This is a genomic window from Arthrobacter sp. NPDC080073, from assembly GCF_040686575.1.
Lineage (GTDB): Bacteria > Actinomycetota > Actinomycetes > Actinomycetales > Micrococcaceae > Arthrobacter.
The window spans coordinates 264124-280788 of the sequence record NZ_JBFBKR010000003.1 but is presented as its reverse complement, the minus strand read 5'-3'; the positions used below and the strand labels follow the sequence as shown (position 1 = coordinate 280788).

Sequence of the window (16665 nt, the reverse complement as noted above, 5' to 3'; positions counted from 1 at the left end):
TGTGACGATGAATGTATCCTGCTCCGGCAGCACGGCCTGCCGGATCACTGCTGCTGGTCCGATTGGCGGTCCCGCCAATTGCTTTCCACGGGCCAGACCGAGACCTGTTCGCGGACCGTGATGGAGGAACGGGGCAGCTCGACGGCGGGCAGTTGCGGGGAGTCCGAGAGAACCCAGGTGTCCTTGGACCCGCCGCCCTGGGACGAGTTCACGATCAGCGAGCCTTCCTTCAACGCCACCCGGGTCAACCCGCCGGGCAACACCCAGACGTCGTCGCCGTCGTTGACTGCGAACGGACGCAAGTCCACGTGCCGGGGCCCGAAGCGGTCTCCCGAGAGCGTGGGCACGGTGGAAAGCTGGAGGACGGGCTGGGCGATCCAGCCGCGCGGGTCCGCCAGCACCCGCTGACGCAAAGCATCCAGCTCCTCCCGTGACGCATCCGGGCCGATCACCAGGCCCTTGCCTCCGGACCCGTCCACCGGCTTGACCACGAGTTCCTCGAGCCGGTCCAGGACCTGCTCGCGGGCTTCCTTCTCTTCCAGGCGGAAGGTCTCCACATTCGCGATCACCGGCTCTTCGTGCAAGTAATAACGAATCAGGTCCGGCACGTAGGAATAGACCAGCTTGTCGTCCGCCACCCCGTTGCCCACCGCGTTGGCGATCGTCACACCGCCCGCCCGGGCCGCGTTCACCAGTCCCGGGCACCCGAGCATCGAATCGGAACGGAACTGCAACGGATCCAGGAACTCATCATCGATCCGCTTGTAAATCACATCCACCCGCTGCTCACCGGCCGTGGTGCGCATGTAGACCCGGTTTCCGCGGCAGATCAGGTCCCTGCCCTCCACCAGTTCAACGCCCATCAACCCGGCCAACAAGGTGTGTTCGAAGTAGGCGCTGTTGAACACCCCGGGCGTCAACACCACCACCGTGGGGTCATCCACCCCCGACGGCGCCGTCTTCCGCAATGCCGACAGCAGGCGGCGCGGATATTCCTCGACCGGCCGGATGTGCTGCTGCCCGAACGCCTCCGGCAAACCCTTCGCCATCGCCCGCCGGTTCTCCAACACGTACGACACCCCGGACGGCACGCGGACGTTGTCCTCCAGCACCCGGAACGTGCCCGCGGCATCGCGGACCACGTCGATGCCGGACACGTGCACGCGCACCCCGCCTGCCGGCTCGAAACCATGCACCGCACGGTGGAAGTGAGCACTCGTGGTTACCAATGCCCGCGGCACCACACCGTCGGCAACCACCGCCATCTTCCCGTAGACATCATCCAGGAAAGCCTCCAACGCGCGCACGCGCTGCGCCACCCCGCGCTCCAGCACATCCCACTCGTCGGCCGGAATCACCCTCGGAACGATATCCAGCGGGAAGGGTCTCTCCTCCCCCGCATAATCGAAGGTCACGCCCCGGTCCAGGAACGTCCGCGCCATCGACTCGGCACGCGCACTCACATCGGCAAGCGAAAGCTCGCGGAGTGCGCCGTCCACTTGGCCGTAGGATTTTCGGGCAACGGTGCCTGGGGCGAACATTTCGTCGTAGGCGCCTGAACGGGCGGCCGCCTCGGAGTAATCCCGGAATAGCTCTGACATGGGACTCAGACAATCACCTTTTCGATTACGAACGCATTTCGCGTTCTGCATGTTGCGACACCAAGTGTTCACCGGTCCGCAGTTCGGCGCTTGCCGCTGTAGCGCTCGGTTAGTTAGCTGCAAATATACCGGGCACGGCGGCATGGGCTGCCGGACGCGCCCGTCCGGGCCTGGACTTCGCCGGCAAGCACCACATGCGTGCGGGCATCGCCCTGCTCGGCTTGGGCGCGGTCTTCCTCATGATTAGATAGCTGGGTGTCGAATCACAACTTGGCGCGCGCTGAGGCCGCCACCCGTTCAGCCCTGATCAGCACCCACAGCTACGATGTCTCCCTTGACGTCCGCGAAGCCGCCGATGCGGGCGTGCCGGGGTACACCAGCCGCAGCGTCATCAACTTTTCGGCCGAGCCTGGTTCCTCCACGTTCCTGGATTTCATCCACGGCGGCGTACACAGCGTCTTCCTCAATGGAAAAGGGCTCGACGTCGCCGAGGTTGTGGACGGCGACAGGATCCACCTCCGCAACCTCCAGGCCGAAAATCAGGTCACGGTCACCGGAACCGCCCTTTACAGCCGATCCGGAGAGGGCATGCACCGCTTCGTCGATCCTGCCGACGGACAGTGCTACCTCTACACGCAATACGAACCGGCGGACGCCCGCCGCGTCTTCGCGGATTTTGAACAGCCGGACCTGAAGGCTGAATTCACCTTCCACGTCATGGCGCCTTCCGGCTGGCACGTGGCTTCCAACGGCGCCGAGGTCGCCCGGACGCAACTGACGAGCGATCCGGCCACGAGCCGCTGGGATTTCGCCACCACCAAGCGGATGTCCACCTACATCACCACCGTCCTCGCCGGTCCCTATTTCCGCGCCACGGACCACTGGAGCAAGGCGTTCGACGACGGGAGGAGCCTTGAGGTTCCGCTGGCTCTCTATTGCCGCGCATCCATGCAGGAGTCCTTCGACGCCGCGGAGCTTTTCCGGCTGACGAAGAACGGCCTGGACTTCTTCAACGATCTCTTCGACTATCCGTACCCGTGGGGGAAGTACGATCAGGCGTTCGTGCCCGAATACAACCTTGGCGCCATGGAAAATCCCGGACTGGTCACCTTCACGGAGAAATACGTCTTCACCTCCCGGGCCACCGATGCCCAATACCAGGCCCGCGCCAACACCCTCATGCACGAGATGGCCCACATGTGGTTCGGAGACCTCGTGACCATGACCTGGTGGGATGATCTCTGGCTCAAGGAATCCTTCGCCGACTACATGGGCACCCTCGGCGTGGACAAGGCCACGGACTGGGACAGCGCCTGGGTGAATTTCGCGAACAAACGCAAGTCCTGGGCCTACGTGCAGGACCAGTTGCCGACGACCCACCCGATCGTGGCCGACATTCCGGACCTGGAAGCCGCCAAACAGAATTTCGACGGCATTACCTATGCCAAGGGCGCATCCGTCCTCAAGCAATTGGTGGCCTACGTCGGATTCGAAGCGTTCATCGCCGGCTCGCGGCGGTACTTCAAAGATCACGAGTACGGCAACACTTCACTGGCCGACCTCCTCGAAGCCCTGGGCACGGCATCGGGCCGGGACCTTGGAACGTGGGCCCGGCAGTGGCTGCAGACCTCGGGGATCTCCACCATTGCAGCCGACATCTCCGCGAGCGGCGATTCCATGGCGGCGGTCACCCTGCGCCAGGACTCCGTGGACCCCATCACGGGCAAGCAGGAACACCGCCCGCACAGGCTCAGGATCGGTCTCTACAACTTTGACGACGGCGGCCGGTTGCTCCGCACAGAGGGCGTCGAGCTGGACCTCGAAGGCGCCGGCACGAAAGTAGGGGCTGTCGAGGGAAAGCCACGCCCGGCCCTCCTCCTCGTCAACGACGACGACCTCAGCTATGCCAAGGTCCGCCTGGACGCAGCGTCCGAGGAAACGGTACGTTCCTCCTTGGACCGGCTCAGCGATCCCATGGCCCGGGCGTTGTGCTGGACAGCCCTGTGGGATTCAGCGCGCGACGCCGTTACCCCGGCGGCGCTGTACGTCGCCGCCGTCGAACGCTTCGCCCCTGGCGAGTCAGGAATCGGTGTCCTCCTCAACGTTCTGGGCAACGCGGTAACCGCCGTCGAGCGCTACGTTCCGGCTCCGCAACGCGATGCGGTGCGGGAGAGCCTGATGGCGAGCAGCGCGATGCAGCTGAGGACCTCCGAACCGGGTTCAGACCAGCAACTCGCGTGGGCAAGGACCCTGGCAGAGTTGTCGCGGCATGACAGCGCCTACGTCGAGTTCTTCCGCGGCATTCTCTCCGGAAGCGTCATAGTGGACGGCCTGACGGTGGATGCGGATCTCCGGTGGAGCCTGTGGCAAGCATTGGCAGCCAACGGCGCGGCCGGGCTGTCGGAATTGGATGCCGAACTCGCCCTCGACCACACCGCGGCCGGACGCGAAGGCCATGCACTGGCCGCAGCTGCCCGTCCCGATGCCGCCGTCAAAACGGCCGCATGGAATGCCGCAGTCAACGACACCGGGCTCTCCAACGAGATTCTGAGCGCGACTATCGCAGGTTTCTCCCTTGCCCCCTCAGGGCTCCTGGACGGCTTCACGGAACCGTACTTCGACTGCCTGGAGGACGTCTGGCAGTCCCGGAGCATCGAGATAGCCGGCCGGATTGTGCGGGGCCTGTTCCCCTCAGCCCAGGATCTGCAGGCCGGAATGGCGCCGGAAGATCATCCGGTGCTTCGACGCACGGACGATTGGCTCAGCGCCCACACCGCAGCTCCGCGCGCGCTCCGGCGCATCGTCATCGAGCAGCGCAGCCATCTGTTCCGCGCGCTGACGGCCCAAGCCGCCGGTGCGTCGCAACAAGATGCCGCAGGGCCGCAGCGGGGCTGACGCGGGAGCCGGCGATACGGGGTTGACGGGCTGGGGTGAACCTGGAGCTCGCCGGCATCGTCTTTAGATGCAAGCCCGGCGCTCCGCATGGGCCCTTCTTGAGGACGGTCACCATGAAGTTCCCTCGGCCCGTGCTTGCCGCCGCAGCGCTGGGCACCACCCTTTTGCTCGGAGCCTGCTTCGGCGGACAGCCGGCCGCTCCGGCGCCTGCAACGCCTCCATCCCCAACGGCGAGCACAACGCCCGCCCCAAGCGCGCCGTCACCTTCACTGAACAGCCCGACTCCCACAACGCCGTCGACGAGCCCGACGGAGACACCAACCGCGCCGCCGGCGGTTTCGTCCCCGGCCCCGCCAGCCCCTGTGCCGCCACACCCAGCGCCACCCGCCGTCGTTCCGCCTCCGGTACCGGCGGCGCCCCACATGGTTCCGCCGCCCCCGCGGCACCCCAATGGCGGCGACCGCGACGGCGACGACAACGGCGGACCGGACGACGGCGATGGAAACCGGTAGCGTGCCGCCTCGCCATAGGACAACGCTGCTCGCCGGGCTCTCCCTGGGTACGGCTATGGCGATGATGGCCGTCGCCGCTTGCAGTTCCGCCGTTCAAGGCCCGGATTCCCGCACAGTTCAGTCCGCGGAAGCACCCTTCGCGTGGTTCAACGCAGCAGCGGCCCCGGCAGGGTGGAGAACCATGGAACTTCCAGATGGCACCGGGGTCCTTTCCGTCCCGCCCGATGCCGCTCCTGCGGAAAGCGACCCCGGCAGCGTATCCGCGACTGTCTCGTCGCCAACGGGCGAACTGCGGATATACCTCAACGCCACACCCCGGCAGGGCAGCGAGTCGCTGGACAATTGGAACGCCTTCAGGCTCGATCACCTGGCCGACGAGAACTCCTCGCCACCCACCAAAATCGCCGGGCGAAGCGGAATGGCTTTCCGCGGAGGCACGGGTTCCTGCGTGGAGGACAGCTATATGACCCGCGTCGCCAACAACCGCTACCGTGAGATAGCTTGCATCGTGGCGGGGAGCAAGGGCAGCAGCGTCCTTATCGTCGCGGCTCCCGCCGATTCATGGCCGCTCTACAGTCCGGTCCTGGAGCAGGCGGTGAATGCGTACCGCGCAGGATAGCCCCCGCAGCCCTCACGGAACACGGTGCAGCCATTCTTCGGTGCCGAACTTTGATTGCACCCGCTCCCGGGCCATTGCCAATTCGGCGTCGGTGATGCGGGACTCCGTGGCGCCGTAGCGCTCGGTGAAAACCTCCTGCATGGCTTTGATGATTTCGGTCCGCGCCAAGCCGGTTTGCCGGCGGAGTGGATCCACGCGTTTCTTTGCGCTGCGGGTGCCTTTGTCGGAAAGCTTTTCCTTTCCGATGCGCAGGACCTCGACCATCTTGTCGGCGTCGATGTCGTAGCTCATGGTGACGTGGTGCAGCATGCCGCCGTTGGCGAGGCGCTTTTGCGCGGCGCCGCCGATCTTGCCTTGCTCGGTGGCGATGTCATTGAGCGGGACGTAGAACGCCGTAATGCCCAGTTTTTCCAGGGCAGCCATGACCCACGCGTCCAGGAACGCGTAGGAGTCGGCAAAGCTGATGCCATCCACCAGGCTCTGCGGCACATAGAGCGAATAGGTGATGCAGTTTCCGGCCTCCATGAACATGGCTCCCCCGCCGCTGATGCGGCGGACCACCGTGATGCCGTGGCGCGCGACGCCGTCGGGATCCACCTCGTTGCGGAAAGACTGGAAGCTGCCGATCACTACCGACGGCTCTTCCCAGTCCCAGAAACGCAGGGTGGGGTTGCGAAGTCCCGCGCCGACCTGCTCCGTGAGGACCTCGTCCAGCGCTACGTTGAGGTGCGTGGGAAGGACCGACGGAGGGATGACCTCCCACTGGTGGTCCGCCCACCCGCTGGCCTTGGACAGCGCCCTTCGGACAGCAACAGCGACGGCGTCGGCGGAAAAGCCGAACAGGACAGAGCCGGCAGGCAGCGCGGCGGAGACGGCAGCGGAAATCTCTGCCGGCGTCGAACCTTCCGGAAGGCCCGTGAGCGCCCGGTTGATGTCCATCAGCGCCTCGTCCGGTTCCAGGAAGAAGTCGCCACTGAGTGAGACGTTCGCGAACCGACCGTCCACGACGTCCAGGTCAATTACGACGAGTTTTCCGCCGGGTACCTTGTATTCGCCATGGAGCCGGGAGTCGCCATGTTGGAATGCCATGCTGGAAGTCATGGTTTCCATCCTGCCGGAAAACGCAAAAGCCCGCAGCCGCCGAAGATCCGGCGGGTGCGGGCTTTCACAGAAGCTTGGAGGTGAAGTTGATTACTTCTTGCCGCCGAAGCCCTTGAAGCGAGCGTTGAAGCGCTCGACGCGGCCTGCAGAGTCCATGATGCGCTGCTTGCCCGTGTAGAACGGGTGGGACTCCGAGGAGATTTCGACGTCGATGACCGGGTAGGTGTTGCCGTCTTCCCACTCGATGGTCTTGGAAGAAGACACGGTGGACTTGGTCAGGAACTTGACGCCGGAAGCCAGGTCGTTGAATACAACAGCTTCGTACTTCGGGTGGATATCAGACTTCATAATGGGACCTTTTGTTCACGCAGCTGGATTTTGCCAGCTGCCAGGTATGAATGGATTCGGTCCGCGCACTGAAAACAGGTTCCGGGTGCCGGGCCAACAATCAATCATAGCGGAAACCGCACCTTGCTTGAACCAGCCGCGTCAGTCGCGCGGGCGCAACCCCAAAAAAGCCACGGCAGAAGCGGCAGCGACGTTGAGCGAGTCGACACCCGCGCGCATGGGAATCTTTACCGCGACGTCGACGGCGGCGAGCGTCTCCGGGCTCATCCGCGATATACGGCACCAGCAACCCGCTCGGCTGCAACAAACACGTCCAATCACCGAAAGGGTAAAGACCCGCCCACCCAACTGCAGTCAGTCGAGCAACGCCAGGCCGAACTCAGCGACGACGGCCCGCAATTCCCTGAGGTAGCGCTGCGCTTGGTCGGTGAGCGGAATCGCGGCGTGGCCGATCCAGCCGATCTCGATGCGTTCGTCAACGTCGAGCGGGATGGCGACGATCTCCGGGTCGAGCTCCCCGCTGATGATGCCTGTCGAGATCGTGTAGCCGTGGAGCCCGATCATGAGGTTGAAGATCGTCGCACGGTCAGAGACCCGGATCTCCTGCTTGCTGGACAAGGTGGAGAGAATCTCCTCCGCGAAGTAAAAGGAGTTGTTCGCACCTTGATCGAAGGTTAGCCGCGGCAAGCCGGCGAGATCATCGAGATTCGCACGCACTTTCAAGGCGAGCGGGTTGTTCCGTGCAACGAAAATGTGCGGATCGGCGAGGAAAAGCGGAGTGAACGCGAGTCCGGATTCCCGAAGCAGCTTATCGATGACCTTCCGGTTGAAATCGTTCCGGTAGAGGATGCCTATCTCGCTGCGGAGCGTCCGGACATCCTCGATGATGTCCCAGGTGCGGGACTCACGCAGCGAGAACTCGTATTCGGCCACCTCAGTGGCCTTGACCATCCGGACGAAGGCGTCCACCGCGAACGAGTAGTGCTGCGTTGATACCCCGAGCAGACGTCGTGTCGGTGGCCTGCCAAGGTAGCGTTGCTCGAGGAGAGCGAACTGCTCGACGACCTGCCTCGCGTAGCCGAGGAACTCTGCCCCGTCGGCGGTCAGGGTGACCCCACGGGCGGAGCGAACCAGGAGCGCACGTCCCACCCGGGCCTCAAGGTCCTTCATCGCTGCGGACATTGTCGGCTGCGCTACGTAGAGAAGATCGGCAGCCGCGGAGATCGACCCCTCGGCTGCAACTTCTATGAAGTACCGGAGCTGCTGCAGGGTCAGTCCGCTCGAAAGCTGTGCCATAGGAAAAGTCTATATGAATGCATAGTAACGCCTAGTTACCCGATACCCCCGGGAAGGTTGCACCATGGATACGTCCCCTTCTGAAAGGCCGTCTCCGGCCCATCATCAACGGATTGGCAGCTCATGGCAGACGACTTTACCTTCAGCATCACCACGACCCGCTTCGACGAGGACTACTCCCCGTCGGAAGGCTCGCGGATCACGACGAATTTCGCCAACCTGGCACGGGGCGAGCACCGGCAGGAGAACCTCCGCAACGCTTTGACCATGATTCGGCGCCGATTCAACGATCTCGCAAGCTGGGACAACCCGGACCGGGACCGTTACACGCTTGAGCTTGAAATCGTCTCCGTGCAGATAGAGTTCACTGCGGAAGGTACGGACCGGCAGTTCCCTCTGTTCGAGGTTCTCGACATCCAGATCGTCGACCAGTTGAACGGGGTCCGCCACCAAGGGATCGTGGGGAACAACTTCTCCTCCTACGTCCGTGACTTCGACTTTAGCGTAGTACTGCCAGCCGCAGCAGAGGCCTCTGGCAAGCCCACCATTCCCGAGGACTTCGGCGATCTTCACGGCAAACTGTTCCAGCAATTCCTCGATTCCCCGGCATGCCAGGAACGCTTCCCGCAGCCGCCAGTGGTGTGCATCAGCGTCTCCACGAGCAAGACTTACCGACGAACCGAGAACCATCACCCGGTCCTGGGCGTCGAGTACCAGCAGGACGAGTTCTCGCTGACGGACGCGTACTTCGCAAAGATGGGGCTGCAGGTTCGCTACTTCATGCCACGCGGCAGCGTTGCGCCGCTCGCCTTCTATTTCCGCGGCGACCTGCTCAACGACTACTCCAACCTGCAGCTCATCGGCACGATCAGCACCATGGAGACGTTCCAGAAGATCTACCGCCCAGAGATCTACAACGCGAACTCCGCCGCCGCCGTCGTCTACCAACCGAGCCTGGGAGAGCAGGACTACTCGCGCACCCAGATCGCTTACGACCGCATCGAGCGCAGTCAGCTCGCGATCACGCAGGCGAAGTACACGGAGGAACACTTCATCACGCCCCACAAGGACCTGTTGGACCAGTGGACCGCCAAACACCCCGCTCTCGTCAACTGACCCACGGAGAATGACAATCATGAACACACTTTTGCCCACCACCGTTGTCGGAAGCCTGCCGAAACCCTCGTGGCTCGCACAGCCGGAGACTCTTTGGTCACCGTGGAAGCTGGAGGGAGATGCGCTGGTTGAGGGCAAGGAGGATGCGCTGCGGATCGCGCTCCACGAGCAGAGCCGACGCGGCATCGACATCGTCAGCGACGGCGAGCAAACCCGCCAGCACTTCGTCACGACCTTCATCGAGCATCTCAGCGGGGTCGACTTTGAACAACGCAAGACCGTGCGCATCCGCGATCGCTACGACGCCAGCGTGCCGACCGTCGTCGGAGCGGTGCGCCGCGAGCGGCCGGTATTCGTCGAAGACGCAAAGTTCCTCCGCGCAGCCACCGACCGGCCGATCAAATGGACTCTTCCCGGTCCAATGACGATGGTGGACACGCTCTACGATGACCACTACAAGAGCCGCGAGAAGCTCGCTTGGGAGTTCGCCACGATCCTGAACCAGGAGGCGAAAGAACTGGAGGCGGCCGGCGTGGACATCATCCAGTTCGACGAGCCCGCGTTCAATGTCTTCCTCGATGAGGTCAAGGAGTGGGGCGTGGCTGCCCTTGAGCGAGCGGCGGAAGGGCTTCGTGCGGAGACCGCCGTGCATATCTGCTATGGCTACGGGATCAAGGCGAACAATGACTGGAAGGCGACGCTCGGCTCACAATGGCGGCAGTACGAGGAAACGTTCCCGCTGCTTCAGAGCTCCAGCATCGACATCATCTCGCTGGAATCCCAGAACTCCCACGTGCCCATGGACCTCATCGGGCTCCTCCGGGGAAAGAAAGTCATGCTCGGGGCAATCGACGTCGCAAGCGAGACCATCGAGACCCCGGAGGAGGTCGCCAACACCCTCCGCAAGGCCCTGCAGTTCGTGGATGCGGACAAGCTTATCGCCAGCTCCAACTGCGGCATGGCACCGTTCCCCCGGGATGTCGCACTGGCCAAGCTGAGTGCTCTCAGCGCAGGGACGAACATCATTCGCGAGGAACTCGCCCGCTCCGCCCCCAAGGTGTCATAGCGATGTTTCACGCCTACCCCGCAGACACCTGGCTCGAGGCTCCGAAGCAAAGCTTTCCGTCCTCCCTCTCGGCCGAGGAGTTCAAGGCGCTGTTCCGTGGCCACCCGGGAGGTGTCGCCGTCATCACGGCCGATGCAGGCGAAGGACCGGTGGCACTGACGGTATCGTCGGTGGTGTCAGTGAGTGCGGAACCTCCGTTGCTGATTTTCTCGGTCTCGGCACTGTCCTCTGCGTCCGCGGTGCTTTCGCGCGCCGAAACCGTCGTCGTGCACCTGCTGGACGCGCACGACGTCGACTTGGCGAAGTTTGGAGCGACCCCCGGCGCCGACCGCTTTGACCAGACGCACCGCTGGTCGGCCCTTGCAACCGGCGAAGCAGTGTACGAGGATGTCCGCGCCTGGGTGCGCTGCGCCGTCATCAATCGCATGGAGGTGGGGACCTCCACAATCATCGCCGTTCACGCCCTGGAGTCCCGCGTGATGCGTGACGTCCAAGCGGGCGAACCCGGCGACGCTCTGGTCTACCACAACCGTTCATGGCACCGTCTGGGCGAGCATTCCAAGCTCGAAGGCTGAGCGCCGCGCCAACAATGCGAAACAGGAAGCCGGGCGGCTCACGACGGCGGAAGCATAACTCCCGCCGTCCGCACTTCGTGGTTGGCGGCATGGACGCACAGATTGCACGTCGACGCTACGATGGCGCCCTAGCCGCCGGCGCAGATCCCCGGAGCGACGGCATCGCCGTAGTTGCCAGCCAGTCCATCTAAAACCACCCACAAGCATGTCCGAGGGGTGGTCATAGAAACCACCCCTCACGATGAAGGATCCCTTAAACCATGACATCAGCCGTAGCCAGCTCAGGTACCAAAACCGCCTCTGCCCCGCAAGAAAATGCGTCTCCGGAAAAGTTCCGACTGATGCTCATGATGGCCCTCACGCTCGTTACAGGTGTGGTTGACGCGGTCGGCTACCTTGGACTTGATCACGTCTTCACCGGAAACATGACCGGCAACGTGGTGATTCTTGCGATGTCGTTGGCCGGGGCGGCGAACCTGCCAACTTTGGGCCCACTGGTAGCACTCGGCGCCTTCCTCCTCGGCGCGGCGGTCGCCGGATTTACGCTCCAGTCAAGCCCGAAAGGCTGGAACCGCAGGGTCACACTCCTTCTCACAGCGGGTTGTATCTTGTTGACGGGAACCGCCGCCATCTCTCTCATCGTGGAAGACGTCGGCCGGCAGTCCCTTGGTGTCATTGTTGCCGCCGTTATCGCCATGCACATGGGCTCCCAGGCCCTGATTGCGCGGCATTTGGGCGTACGAGACATGACCACAGTGGTCATTACTTCCACCATGACTTCCCTCGCCGGAGAATCACTTGTGGGCAAGCAACGGCCCCGGTTACTCAACCGACGGCTGGGCGCTGTCCTCGCTATGTTCGCCGGGGCCGCCAGCGGAGTACTCCTGCTCCAGATCCATTTCAGCGTCCCGATCGGCCTCGGCATCGCCATCACTGCCGCTGTGACGGTCCTGGGGAGTCGCCGCTGGCATTGATGCGGTACATCCCACCGGCTATACCGCACCACGGAGCGCGGACGATCCAGGAATCGATCACAGCTTCCCCGACATGTGTCCAGGCGCCGCATTGCTGACCTGCGGTTTCGCCTCAGAAACCAGGGCATCTCCAGCTCTTCAATTGCTCCTGACACCGCGGGCGGGCGGGTGCGTCACGCTCAGCCACTACCTGGTCGCGTAGAAGGCGACCGCCGACGAGGCAGCCACGTTGAGGGAGTCGACGCCGTTCATCATCGGAATCGTCACGCGCGCGTCGAGCACCCGATCGGTCTCAGGTCTCAGCCCCTCCCCCTCGGTGCCGAAGACCAGCGCCAGATGCGGATGGTCCTGGGCGACCAGCTCGTCGAGCGTGATGGCCCCTTCGCCGAGCGACATGCCGGCCACAAAGTAGCCCGCTTCCTTGAGTAGCTCAAGGTCCCCAGGCCACGATTCGATCCGCGTCCACGGCACCTGGAACACGGTCCCCATCGACACCCGGATGGAACGTCGGTAGAGCGGGTCGGCGCACTGGGGTGAGACCAATACAGCGTCGACGCCGATGGCTGCGGCGCTCCGGAAAATCGCACCTACGTTTGTATGGTCGGTAAGGTTCTCAAGGACCGCGATCCGTGATCGTCCTTGCATCTGAGCCCGATCCGGCCCTTGTACTTTGGAACCACCGACATTCGTGTGGTCGACGACGTCCTCCAACCCCGCCACCCGGTGCGCACCGGCGAGAAGTTCCTCGAGCGGCACCGGCGCCGGCCGATGCATGGCCGCCATGGCACCGCGGTGCAAATGGAATCCGGTGATTTCCTCAAGCAGCGAAGCCTTGCCGATGTAGACCGGCACCTCCGGGAACTGTTGGAAAACGTCGTCGAGGTCTTCCAGCCATTTCTCCGCCAGGAAGAAGGACCGGGGCTGGTGGCCGGCCGCGAGGGCGCGTCGCAGGACCCGGGACGACTCGGCAATGTACATGCCCTCGAGGGGCTCGCGGAGCTTGCGGAGGTGGACATCCGTCAGTTGTGTGTAGTCGGCAACACGCGGGTCGTCGGCAGAGTCGAGGTAGTGGAAAGTCACGGGTTCCTATTTCAGCAAGTTGGCGATCATGAAGCCGAGTGCCACGATGCCGAGAGCGAAGATCACGATGCGCAGCGCGAGGGGCTTCAGGCGCCGTCCCACTTTGGAGCCCACCAGTCCGCCGATCAATGAACTTACCGCGATGACTGCAACGACCGGCCACTCGATCCGGCCAAAGGCAAACAGGAGATAGGAGCACGCGGCCACGACGTTGACGGCCAACACCAGGATGTTCTTCATGGCGTTGGCGTTCTGGATGGTACCGGTCATGAAGATACCCAGAATGCCGACAAGCAGGATGCCCTGGGCAGCGACGAAATAGCCGCCATAGACCCCGGCGAGGTACACCAGCACCACAAGGACCACGCTGTGCCTCTTGTCGTGGATGGCGTGCTCCGGGTTGCCGGCCCTGTCCTGGACCCACCGTTGGAGTTTGGGCTGGAAGAGCACCATGATCAGCGCGACCACGATCAGGATCGGGGCGGCGTAGTAGAAGACCTTCTCCGGGAGGTGCAGCAACAGCCAGGCGCCCGTGATGCCGCCAAGCAACGACGCCGGCAAGAGCCTGAGCAACTGCCGGCCCCGGCCCCTGAGCTCGTGGCGGTAGCCCCAGGCCCCTGTCACGTTGCCTGCCACGAGCCCCATGGCGTTGCTGATGGTCGCCGTGACAGGTGCGTAGCCCACGGCAATGAGGACCGGGAACGTCACCAGCGTGCCCGAGCCGACCACGGTGTTGATGGTTCCGGCCCACAAGCCCGCGAAAAAGATCAGGATGCCGCTAAGGATCTCCACAGTTTCTCGCCGCCCCGGCCTAGTGGCGGGCGGTGGCCGTGTAGCGGCCGGAGTTTTCGGTCACGTCCAGGGGCAGGCCGAAGGTATTGCTCAGGTGTTCTGCGGTCAGGACTTCCCCTATGGGTCCCGCCGCAACGACCCCGCCGTCGCGAAGCAGCATGGCATGGGTGAATCCCGGAGGAACTTCTTCGAGGTGGTGCGTCACGAGGACCATGGCGGGAGCGTCCTCGTCGCGGGCGAGCTCACCGAGCTTATGGACGAGCTCTTCCCGTCCGCCCAGGTCCAGGCCGGCGGCCGGCTCGTCGAGCAGGAGCAGCTCGGGATCGGTCATGAGGGCCCGGGCGATCTGCACGCGCTTGCGCTCGCCTTCGGAAAGCGAGGAAAAGGAGCGGTTCAACAGCGGGCCCATCCCCCATTCGTTGAGAAGGCCGAACGCGCGGCGTTCGTCGTCGCGCTCGTATCCTTCCCGCCAGCGGCCGGTCACACCGTAAGCAGCGGTGACCACAACGTTCAGAACGTTCTCCTGCTCCGGGATCTGGGTGGCCAGGGCCGCGGAGGAAAGGCCGATGCGCGGACGGAGCTCAAAGACGTCCACCCGGCCCAGCGTCTCGTCAAGGATCCCGGCTTTCCCGCTCGTGGGATGCATCCGGGCGGCGGCAATCTGGAGCAGAGTGGTCTTGCCGGCACCGTTGGGACCGAGGATTACCCAGCGTTCGCCTTCATTGACCTGCCAGTCAACCTTGTCCAGCAGGGTCTTGGTACCTCGGACAACGCTGACGGAAGCCAATTCAAGAACATCACTCATAGGAGTAGACACTAGGACAAAAACAGGGGCGATAGATAACCGGAACCCGGTCACACAGATTGCGCGATGCCTTGAACGAAACACAAGTTCGGGCGGCGGTTCGGCGCTCGCTAAGATTGCAGCCATGAGTTCGAACTTGACCGCGGTCAGCTATGGCGTGAATTTGTCCCCTTCGGAGCTTGAACACCTGCGAAAGGTACTGTCCGGCTCGGGCGCTTCCCTCACGTCGGAGTCGCGCTCGGGGGACGAGCGTTTCGGGGTCTACACCATCAGCCTGGCCGTTGACGGGGCTACCGTCGCCGACTTATCGGGCCTTCGGCGCAGGGTCGCGGACTCCGCAGCACCGGGCATGGACACCGCGATCGTCGCCGACACGCTGCGTGACGCCTCGCGAAAGCTGCTGATCATGGATGTGGACTCCACTCTGATCCAGCAGGAAGTGATCGAACTGCTTGCCGCGCACGCCGGCAAACGCGAGGAAGTAGCAGCCGTCACGGAGGCCGCGATGCGCGGTGAACTGGACTTCGCGCAAAGCCTTCACGCCCGGGTGGCGGTCCTCGCAGGCCTGCCGGCCGCCGTCGTCGACGACGTCCGTGCCGAGGTGCGCCTGAGCGAGGGCGCCGCGGAACTCGTGGCTGCGTTCAAAGCCGCCGGCCATGCGGTGGCGGTGGTGTCCGGCGGCTTCAACCAGATCCTGCGGCCCATCGCTGAGGAACTCGGGCTGGACTACTGGATCGCAAACGAACTTGAAATCGTCGACGGCTTCCTCACGGGCAAGGTCCTTGGCGACGTGATCGACCGCGCCGCCAAGGAGAAGTACCTTCGCGAGTGGGCAGCCGCCGAGGGAATCGACCTGGAGCACACCATCGCCGTGGGCGACGGCGCAAATGACCTCGACATGCTGGGCGCCGCCGGCATCGGTATCGCGTTCAACGCCAAGCCTGCCGTCCGGGCGGTAGCTGACGCAGCCATCAACATGCCGTACCTGGATGCGGTCCGGCATATCGCCGGCGTTTAGCCCGACGTCATGCGCCATGAAAAAGCGGCCCGGGACTGGGTAATCCAGTCCCGGGCCGATCCTCTATGCGCTGAATAGCTATCAGGCGCTCTTGCCGAAGTAGTCGGCCCCGCCGACGTACTCGGTGTGGCCGCTCTCGACGTCGGCCGTGACCATCTTTGCCACCTCGGCGGCGAACTCCTCCACCGAGTACAGCTTGCCGGCCTCGGCCCGGCGGGCCTCAATAGCACCCGGGTTGGAGCGGTCCAGCAGTGTCGCCGTCACGGTGCCCTCGATCATGTCGCCGGAAACCACCACGAGCGAGATGCCCTTTTCCTCCAGGCTCGGCAGCAGGGCCCGCAGGGCATCCTCGCCGGCGCGCTTGCTGCGGGCAACGGGCTCGTACTCGGGCATCGTGGGAACAGTCTCGACGAAGTGCGCCTGGTGGCTCGTGACGAAGACCACACGGGACCCTTCCGGCATCAGCGGGACAGCGGCGTTGAGCATGTTGATCTGCGCATCACGGTTCAGTTTCAGGGCGTAGTCCTCCTCCATGCCGGACTCCATGCCGCCGGAAGCGTTGAGCACGAGGACGTTCAGCGAACCGAATTCCTCCATGGCCGCGCTGGCCAGTGCCTGGACGCCCTCCTGGGTGGTCAGGTCCGCGCCGACGGCTACAGCGCGACCGCCGGCGGCCTGGATCTCGCCCACTACCTTGTTGGCCCGCGGGGCCTTCTGGCGGTAGTTGACGACGACGGCGGCCCCCTCGCCTGCCAGGATCTTGGCTACTTCAGCGCCGATGCCGCGTGAAGAACCGGTGACGATTGCCGTCTTGTTGTCCAGCAGTCCCATTCGTACTCCTTTATTCAAATCGTTCAACTTGTTCAA

The 16665-nt window shown here is 63.8% G+C and carries 15 protein-coding genes and 2 pseudogenes; 8 read left to right on the top strand and 9 right to left on the bottom strand.

Annotated features, from left to right (window positions below; genetic code table 11):
* Nucleotides 1-44: 44 nt before the first annotated feature.
* Nucleotides 45-1601, bottom strand: coding sequence for a circularly permuted type 2 ATP-grasp protein (locus AB0O52_RS05465; protein WP_364534499.1), 1557 nt, complete (start codon nt 1599-1601; stop codon nt 45-47).
* Between the two features lie 35 nt (nt 1602-1636).
* On the opposite strand from AB0O52_RS05465, the pseudogene AB0O52_RS05460 reads away from it, so the two are divergent.
* The 3 genes and pseudogenes from AB0O52_RS05460 to AB0O52_RS05450 all read left to right on the top strand — a co-directional run.
* Nucleotides 1637-1825: pseudogene (locus AB0O52_RS05460) on the top strand (hypothetical protein); the annotation flags it as partial.
* 31 nt (nt 1826-1856) lie between these two features.
* Entirely contained in the window at nt 1857-4496 is a 2640-nt protein-coding gene (gene pepN, locus AB0O52_RS05455) for an aminopeptidase N (RefSeq protein ID WP_364534496.1), read from the top strand.
* A gap of 513 nt (nt 4497-5009) precedes the next feature.
* Complete coding sequence (locus AB0O52_RS05450) at nt 5010-5627, top strand: hypothetical protein (RefSeq protein WP_364534493.1); 618 nt, start codon at nt 5010-5012, stop codon at nt 5625-5627.
* 12 nt (nt 5628-5639) lie between these two features.
* Here AB0O52_RS05450 and AB0O52_RS05445 read toward each other — a convergent pair whose 3' ends face one another.
* The 4 genes and pseudogenes from AB0O52_RS05445 to AB0O52_RS05430 form a co-directional block, all read right to left on the bottom strand.
* Nucleotides 5640-6728: a biotin/lipoate A/B protein ligase family protein gene (locus AB0O52_RS05445; protein WP_364534490.1), complete on the bottom strand. Its 1089-nt coding sequence runs from the start codon at nt 6726-6728 to the stop codon at nt 5640-5642.
* A 90-nt stretch (nt 6729-6818) separates the two neighbouring features.
* Nucleotides 6819-7076, bottom strand: a complete 258-nt coding sequence (locus tag AB0O52_RS05440; RefSeq protein WP_009358283.1) for a type B 50S ribosomal protein L31 — start codon at nt 7074-7076, stop codon at nt 6819-6821.
* A 141-nt stretch (nt 7077-7217) separates the two neighbouring features.
* Nucleotides 7218-7343, bottom strand: a pseudogene (locus AB0O52_RS05435) (TrmH family RNA methyltransferase); the annotation flags it as partial.
* Nucleotides 7344-7430: 87 nt separating this feature from the next.
* Nucleotides 7431-8372: a LysR family transcriptional regulator gene (locus AB0O52_RS05430; RefSeq protein ID WP_364534487.1), complete on the bottom strand. Its 942-nt coding sequence runs from the start codon at nt 8370-8372 to the stop codon at nt 7431-7433.
* Nucleotides 8373-8495: 123 nt separating this feature from the next.
* On the opposite strand from AB0O52_RS05430, the gene AB0O52_RS05425 reads away from it, so the two are divergent.
* From AB0O52_RS05425 to AB0O52_RS05410, 4 genes are all read left to right on the top strand, one after another.
* The gene (locus AB0O52_RS05425; RefSeq protein WP_364534484.1) at nt 8496-9488 is read left to right on the top strand and encodes a DUF1852 domain-containing protein; all 993 of its coding nucleotides are present in this window, start codon (nt 8496-8498) and stop codon (nt 9486-9488) included.
* Between the two features lie 19 nt (nt 9489-9507).
* The gene (locus tag AB0O52_RS05420; RefSeq protein ID WP_364534481.1) at nt 9508-10554 is read left to right on the top strand and encodes a methionine synthase; all 1047 of its coding nucleotides are present in this window, start codon (nt 9508-9510) and stop codon (nt 10552-10554) included.
* 2 nt (nt 10555-10556) lie between these two features.
* Nucleotides 10557-11129, top strand: a complete 573-nt coding sequence (locus AB0O52_RS05415) for a flavin reductase family protein (protein WP_364534478.1) — start codon at nt 10557-10559, stop codon at nt 11127-11129.
* A gap of 260 nt (nt 11130-11389) precedes the next feature.
* Entirely contained in the window at nt 11390-12103 is a 714-nt protein-coding gene (locus AB0O52_RS05410; RefSeq protein ID WP_364534476.1) for a YoaK family protein, read from the top strand.
* A 186-nt stretch (nt 12104-12289) separates the two neighbouring features.
* On the opposite strand, the gene AB0O52_RS05405 is transcribed toward AB0O52_RS05410, so the two are convergent.
* Genes AB0O52_RS05405 through AB0O52_RS05395 form a run of 3 tightly spaced genes read right to left on the bottom strand, consistent with a single transcriptional unit; the run spans nt 12290 to nt 14780 of the window.
* Entirely contained in the window at nt 12290-13183 is an 894-nt protein-coding gene (locus AB0O52_RS05405) for an RNA methyltransferase (protein WP_364534474.1), read from the bottom strand.
* Between the two features lie 6 nt (nt 13184-13189).
* A complete protein-coding gene (locus AB0O52_RS05400) occupies nt 13190-13975 on the bottom strand; it encodes a sulfite exporter TauE/SafE family protein (protein ID WP_364534472.1) in 786 nt (261 codons plus the stop codon).
* 19 nt (nt 13976-13994) lie between these two features.
* On the bottom strand, nt 13995-14780 hold the full coding sequence (locus AB0O52_RS05395; RefSeq protein ID WP_364534470.1) for an ABC transporter ATP-binding protein: 786 nt from the start codon (nt 14778-14780) through the stop codon (nt 13995-13997).
* 124 nt (nt 14781-14904) lie between these two features.
* Between AB0O52_RS05395 and serB the strand changes: the two genes are divergently transcribed.
* Nucleotides 14905-15798 (top strand): phosphoserine phosphatase SerB, encoded by an 894-nt coding sequence (serB, locus tag AB0O52_RS05390; RefSeq protein ID WP_364534468.1) that lies wholly within the window; start codon nt 14905-14907, stop codon nt 15796-15798.
* A gap of 81 nt (nt 15799-15879) precedes the next feature.
* On the opposite strand, the gene AB0O52_RS05385 is transcribed toward serB, so the two are convergent.
* A complete protein-coding gene (locus AB0O52_RS05385) occupies nt 15880-16629 on the bottom strand; it encodes an SDR family oxidoreductase (RefSeq protein ID WP_364534466.1) in 750 nt (249 codons plus the stop codon).
* Between the last annotated feature and the right edge of the window lie 36 nt (nt 16630-16665).

Excerpts from the sequence above, each read along its gene's own strand:
- AB0O52_RS05465 (WP_364534499.1), bottom strand. The coding sequence starts at position 1,601 with ATGTCAGAGCTATTCCGGGATTACTCCGAGGCGGCCGCCCGTTCAGGC.
- AB0O52_RS05445 (WP_364534490.1), bottom strand. The coding sequence starts at position 6,728 with ATGACTTCCAGCATGGCATTCCAACATGGCGACTCCCGGCTCCATGGC.
- AB0O52_RS05440 (WP_009358283.1), bottom strand. The coding sequence starts at position 7,076 with ATGAAGTCTGATATCCACCCGAAGTACGAAGCTGTTGTATTCAACGAC.
- AB0O52_RS05430 (WP_364534487.1), bottom strand. The coding sequence starts at position 8,372 with ATGGCACAGCTTTCGAGCGGACTGACCCTGCAGCAGCTCCGGTACTTC.
- AB0O52_RS05425 (WP_364534484.1), top strand. The coding sequence starts at position 8,496 with ATGGCAGACGACTTTACCTTCAGCATCACCACGACCCGCTTCGACGAG.
- AB0O52_RS05420 (WP_364534481.1), top strand. The coding sequence starts at position 9,508 with ATGAACACACTTTTGCCCACCACCGTTGTCGGAAGCCTGCCGAAACCC.
- AB0O52_RS05415 (WP_364534478.1), top strand. The coding sequence starts at position 10,557 with ATGTTTCACGCCTACCCCGCAGACACCTGGCTCGAGGCTCCGAAGCAA.
- AB0O52_RS05410 (WP_364534476.1), top strand. The coding sequence starts at position 11,390 with ATGACATCAGCCGTAGCCAGCTCAGGTACCAAAACCGCCTCTGCCCCG.
- AB0O52_RS05395 (WP_364534470.1), bottom strand. The coding sequence starts at position 14,780 with ATGAGTGATGTTCTTGAATTGGCTTCCGTCAGCGTTGTCCGAGGTACC.
- serB (WP_364534468.1), top strand. The coding sequence starts at position 14,905 with ATGAGTTCGAACTTGACCGCGGTCAGCTATGGCGTGAATTTGTCCCCT.
- AB0O52_RS05385 (WP_364534466.1), bottom strand. The coding sequence starts at position 16,629 with ATGGGACTGCTGGACAACAAGACGGCAATCGTCACCGGTTCTTCACGC.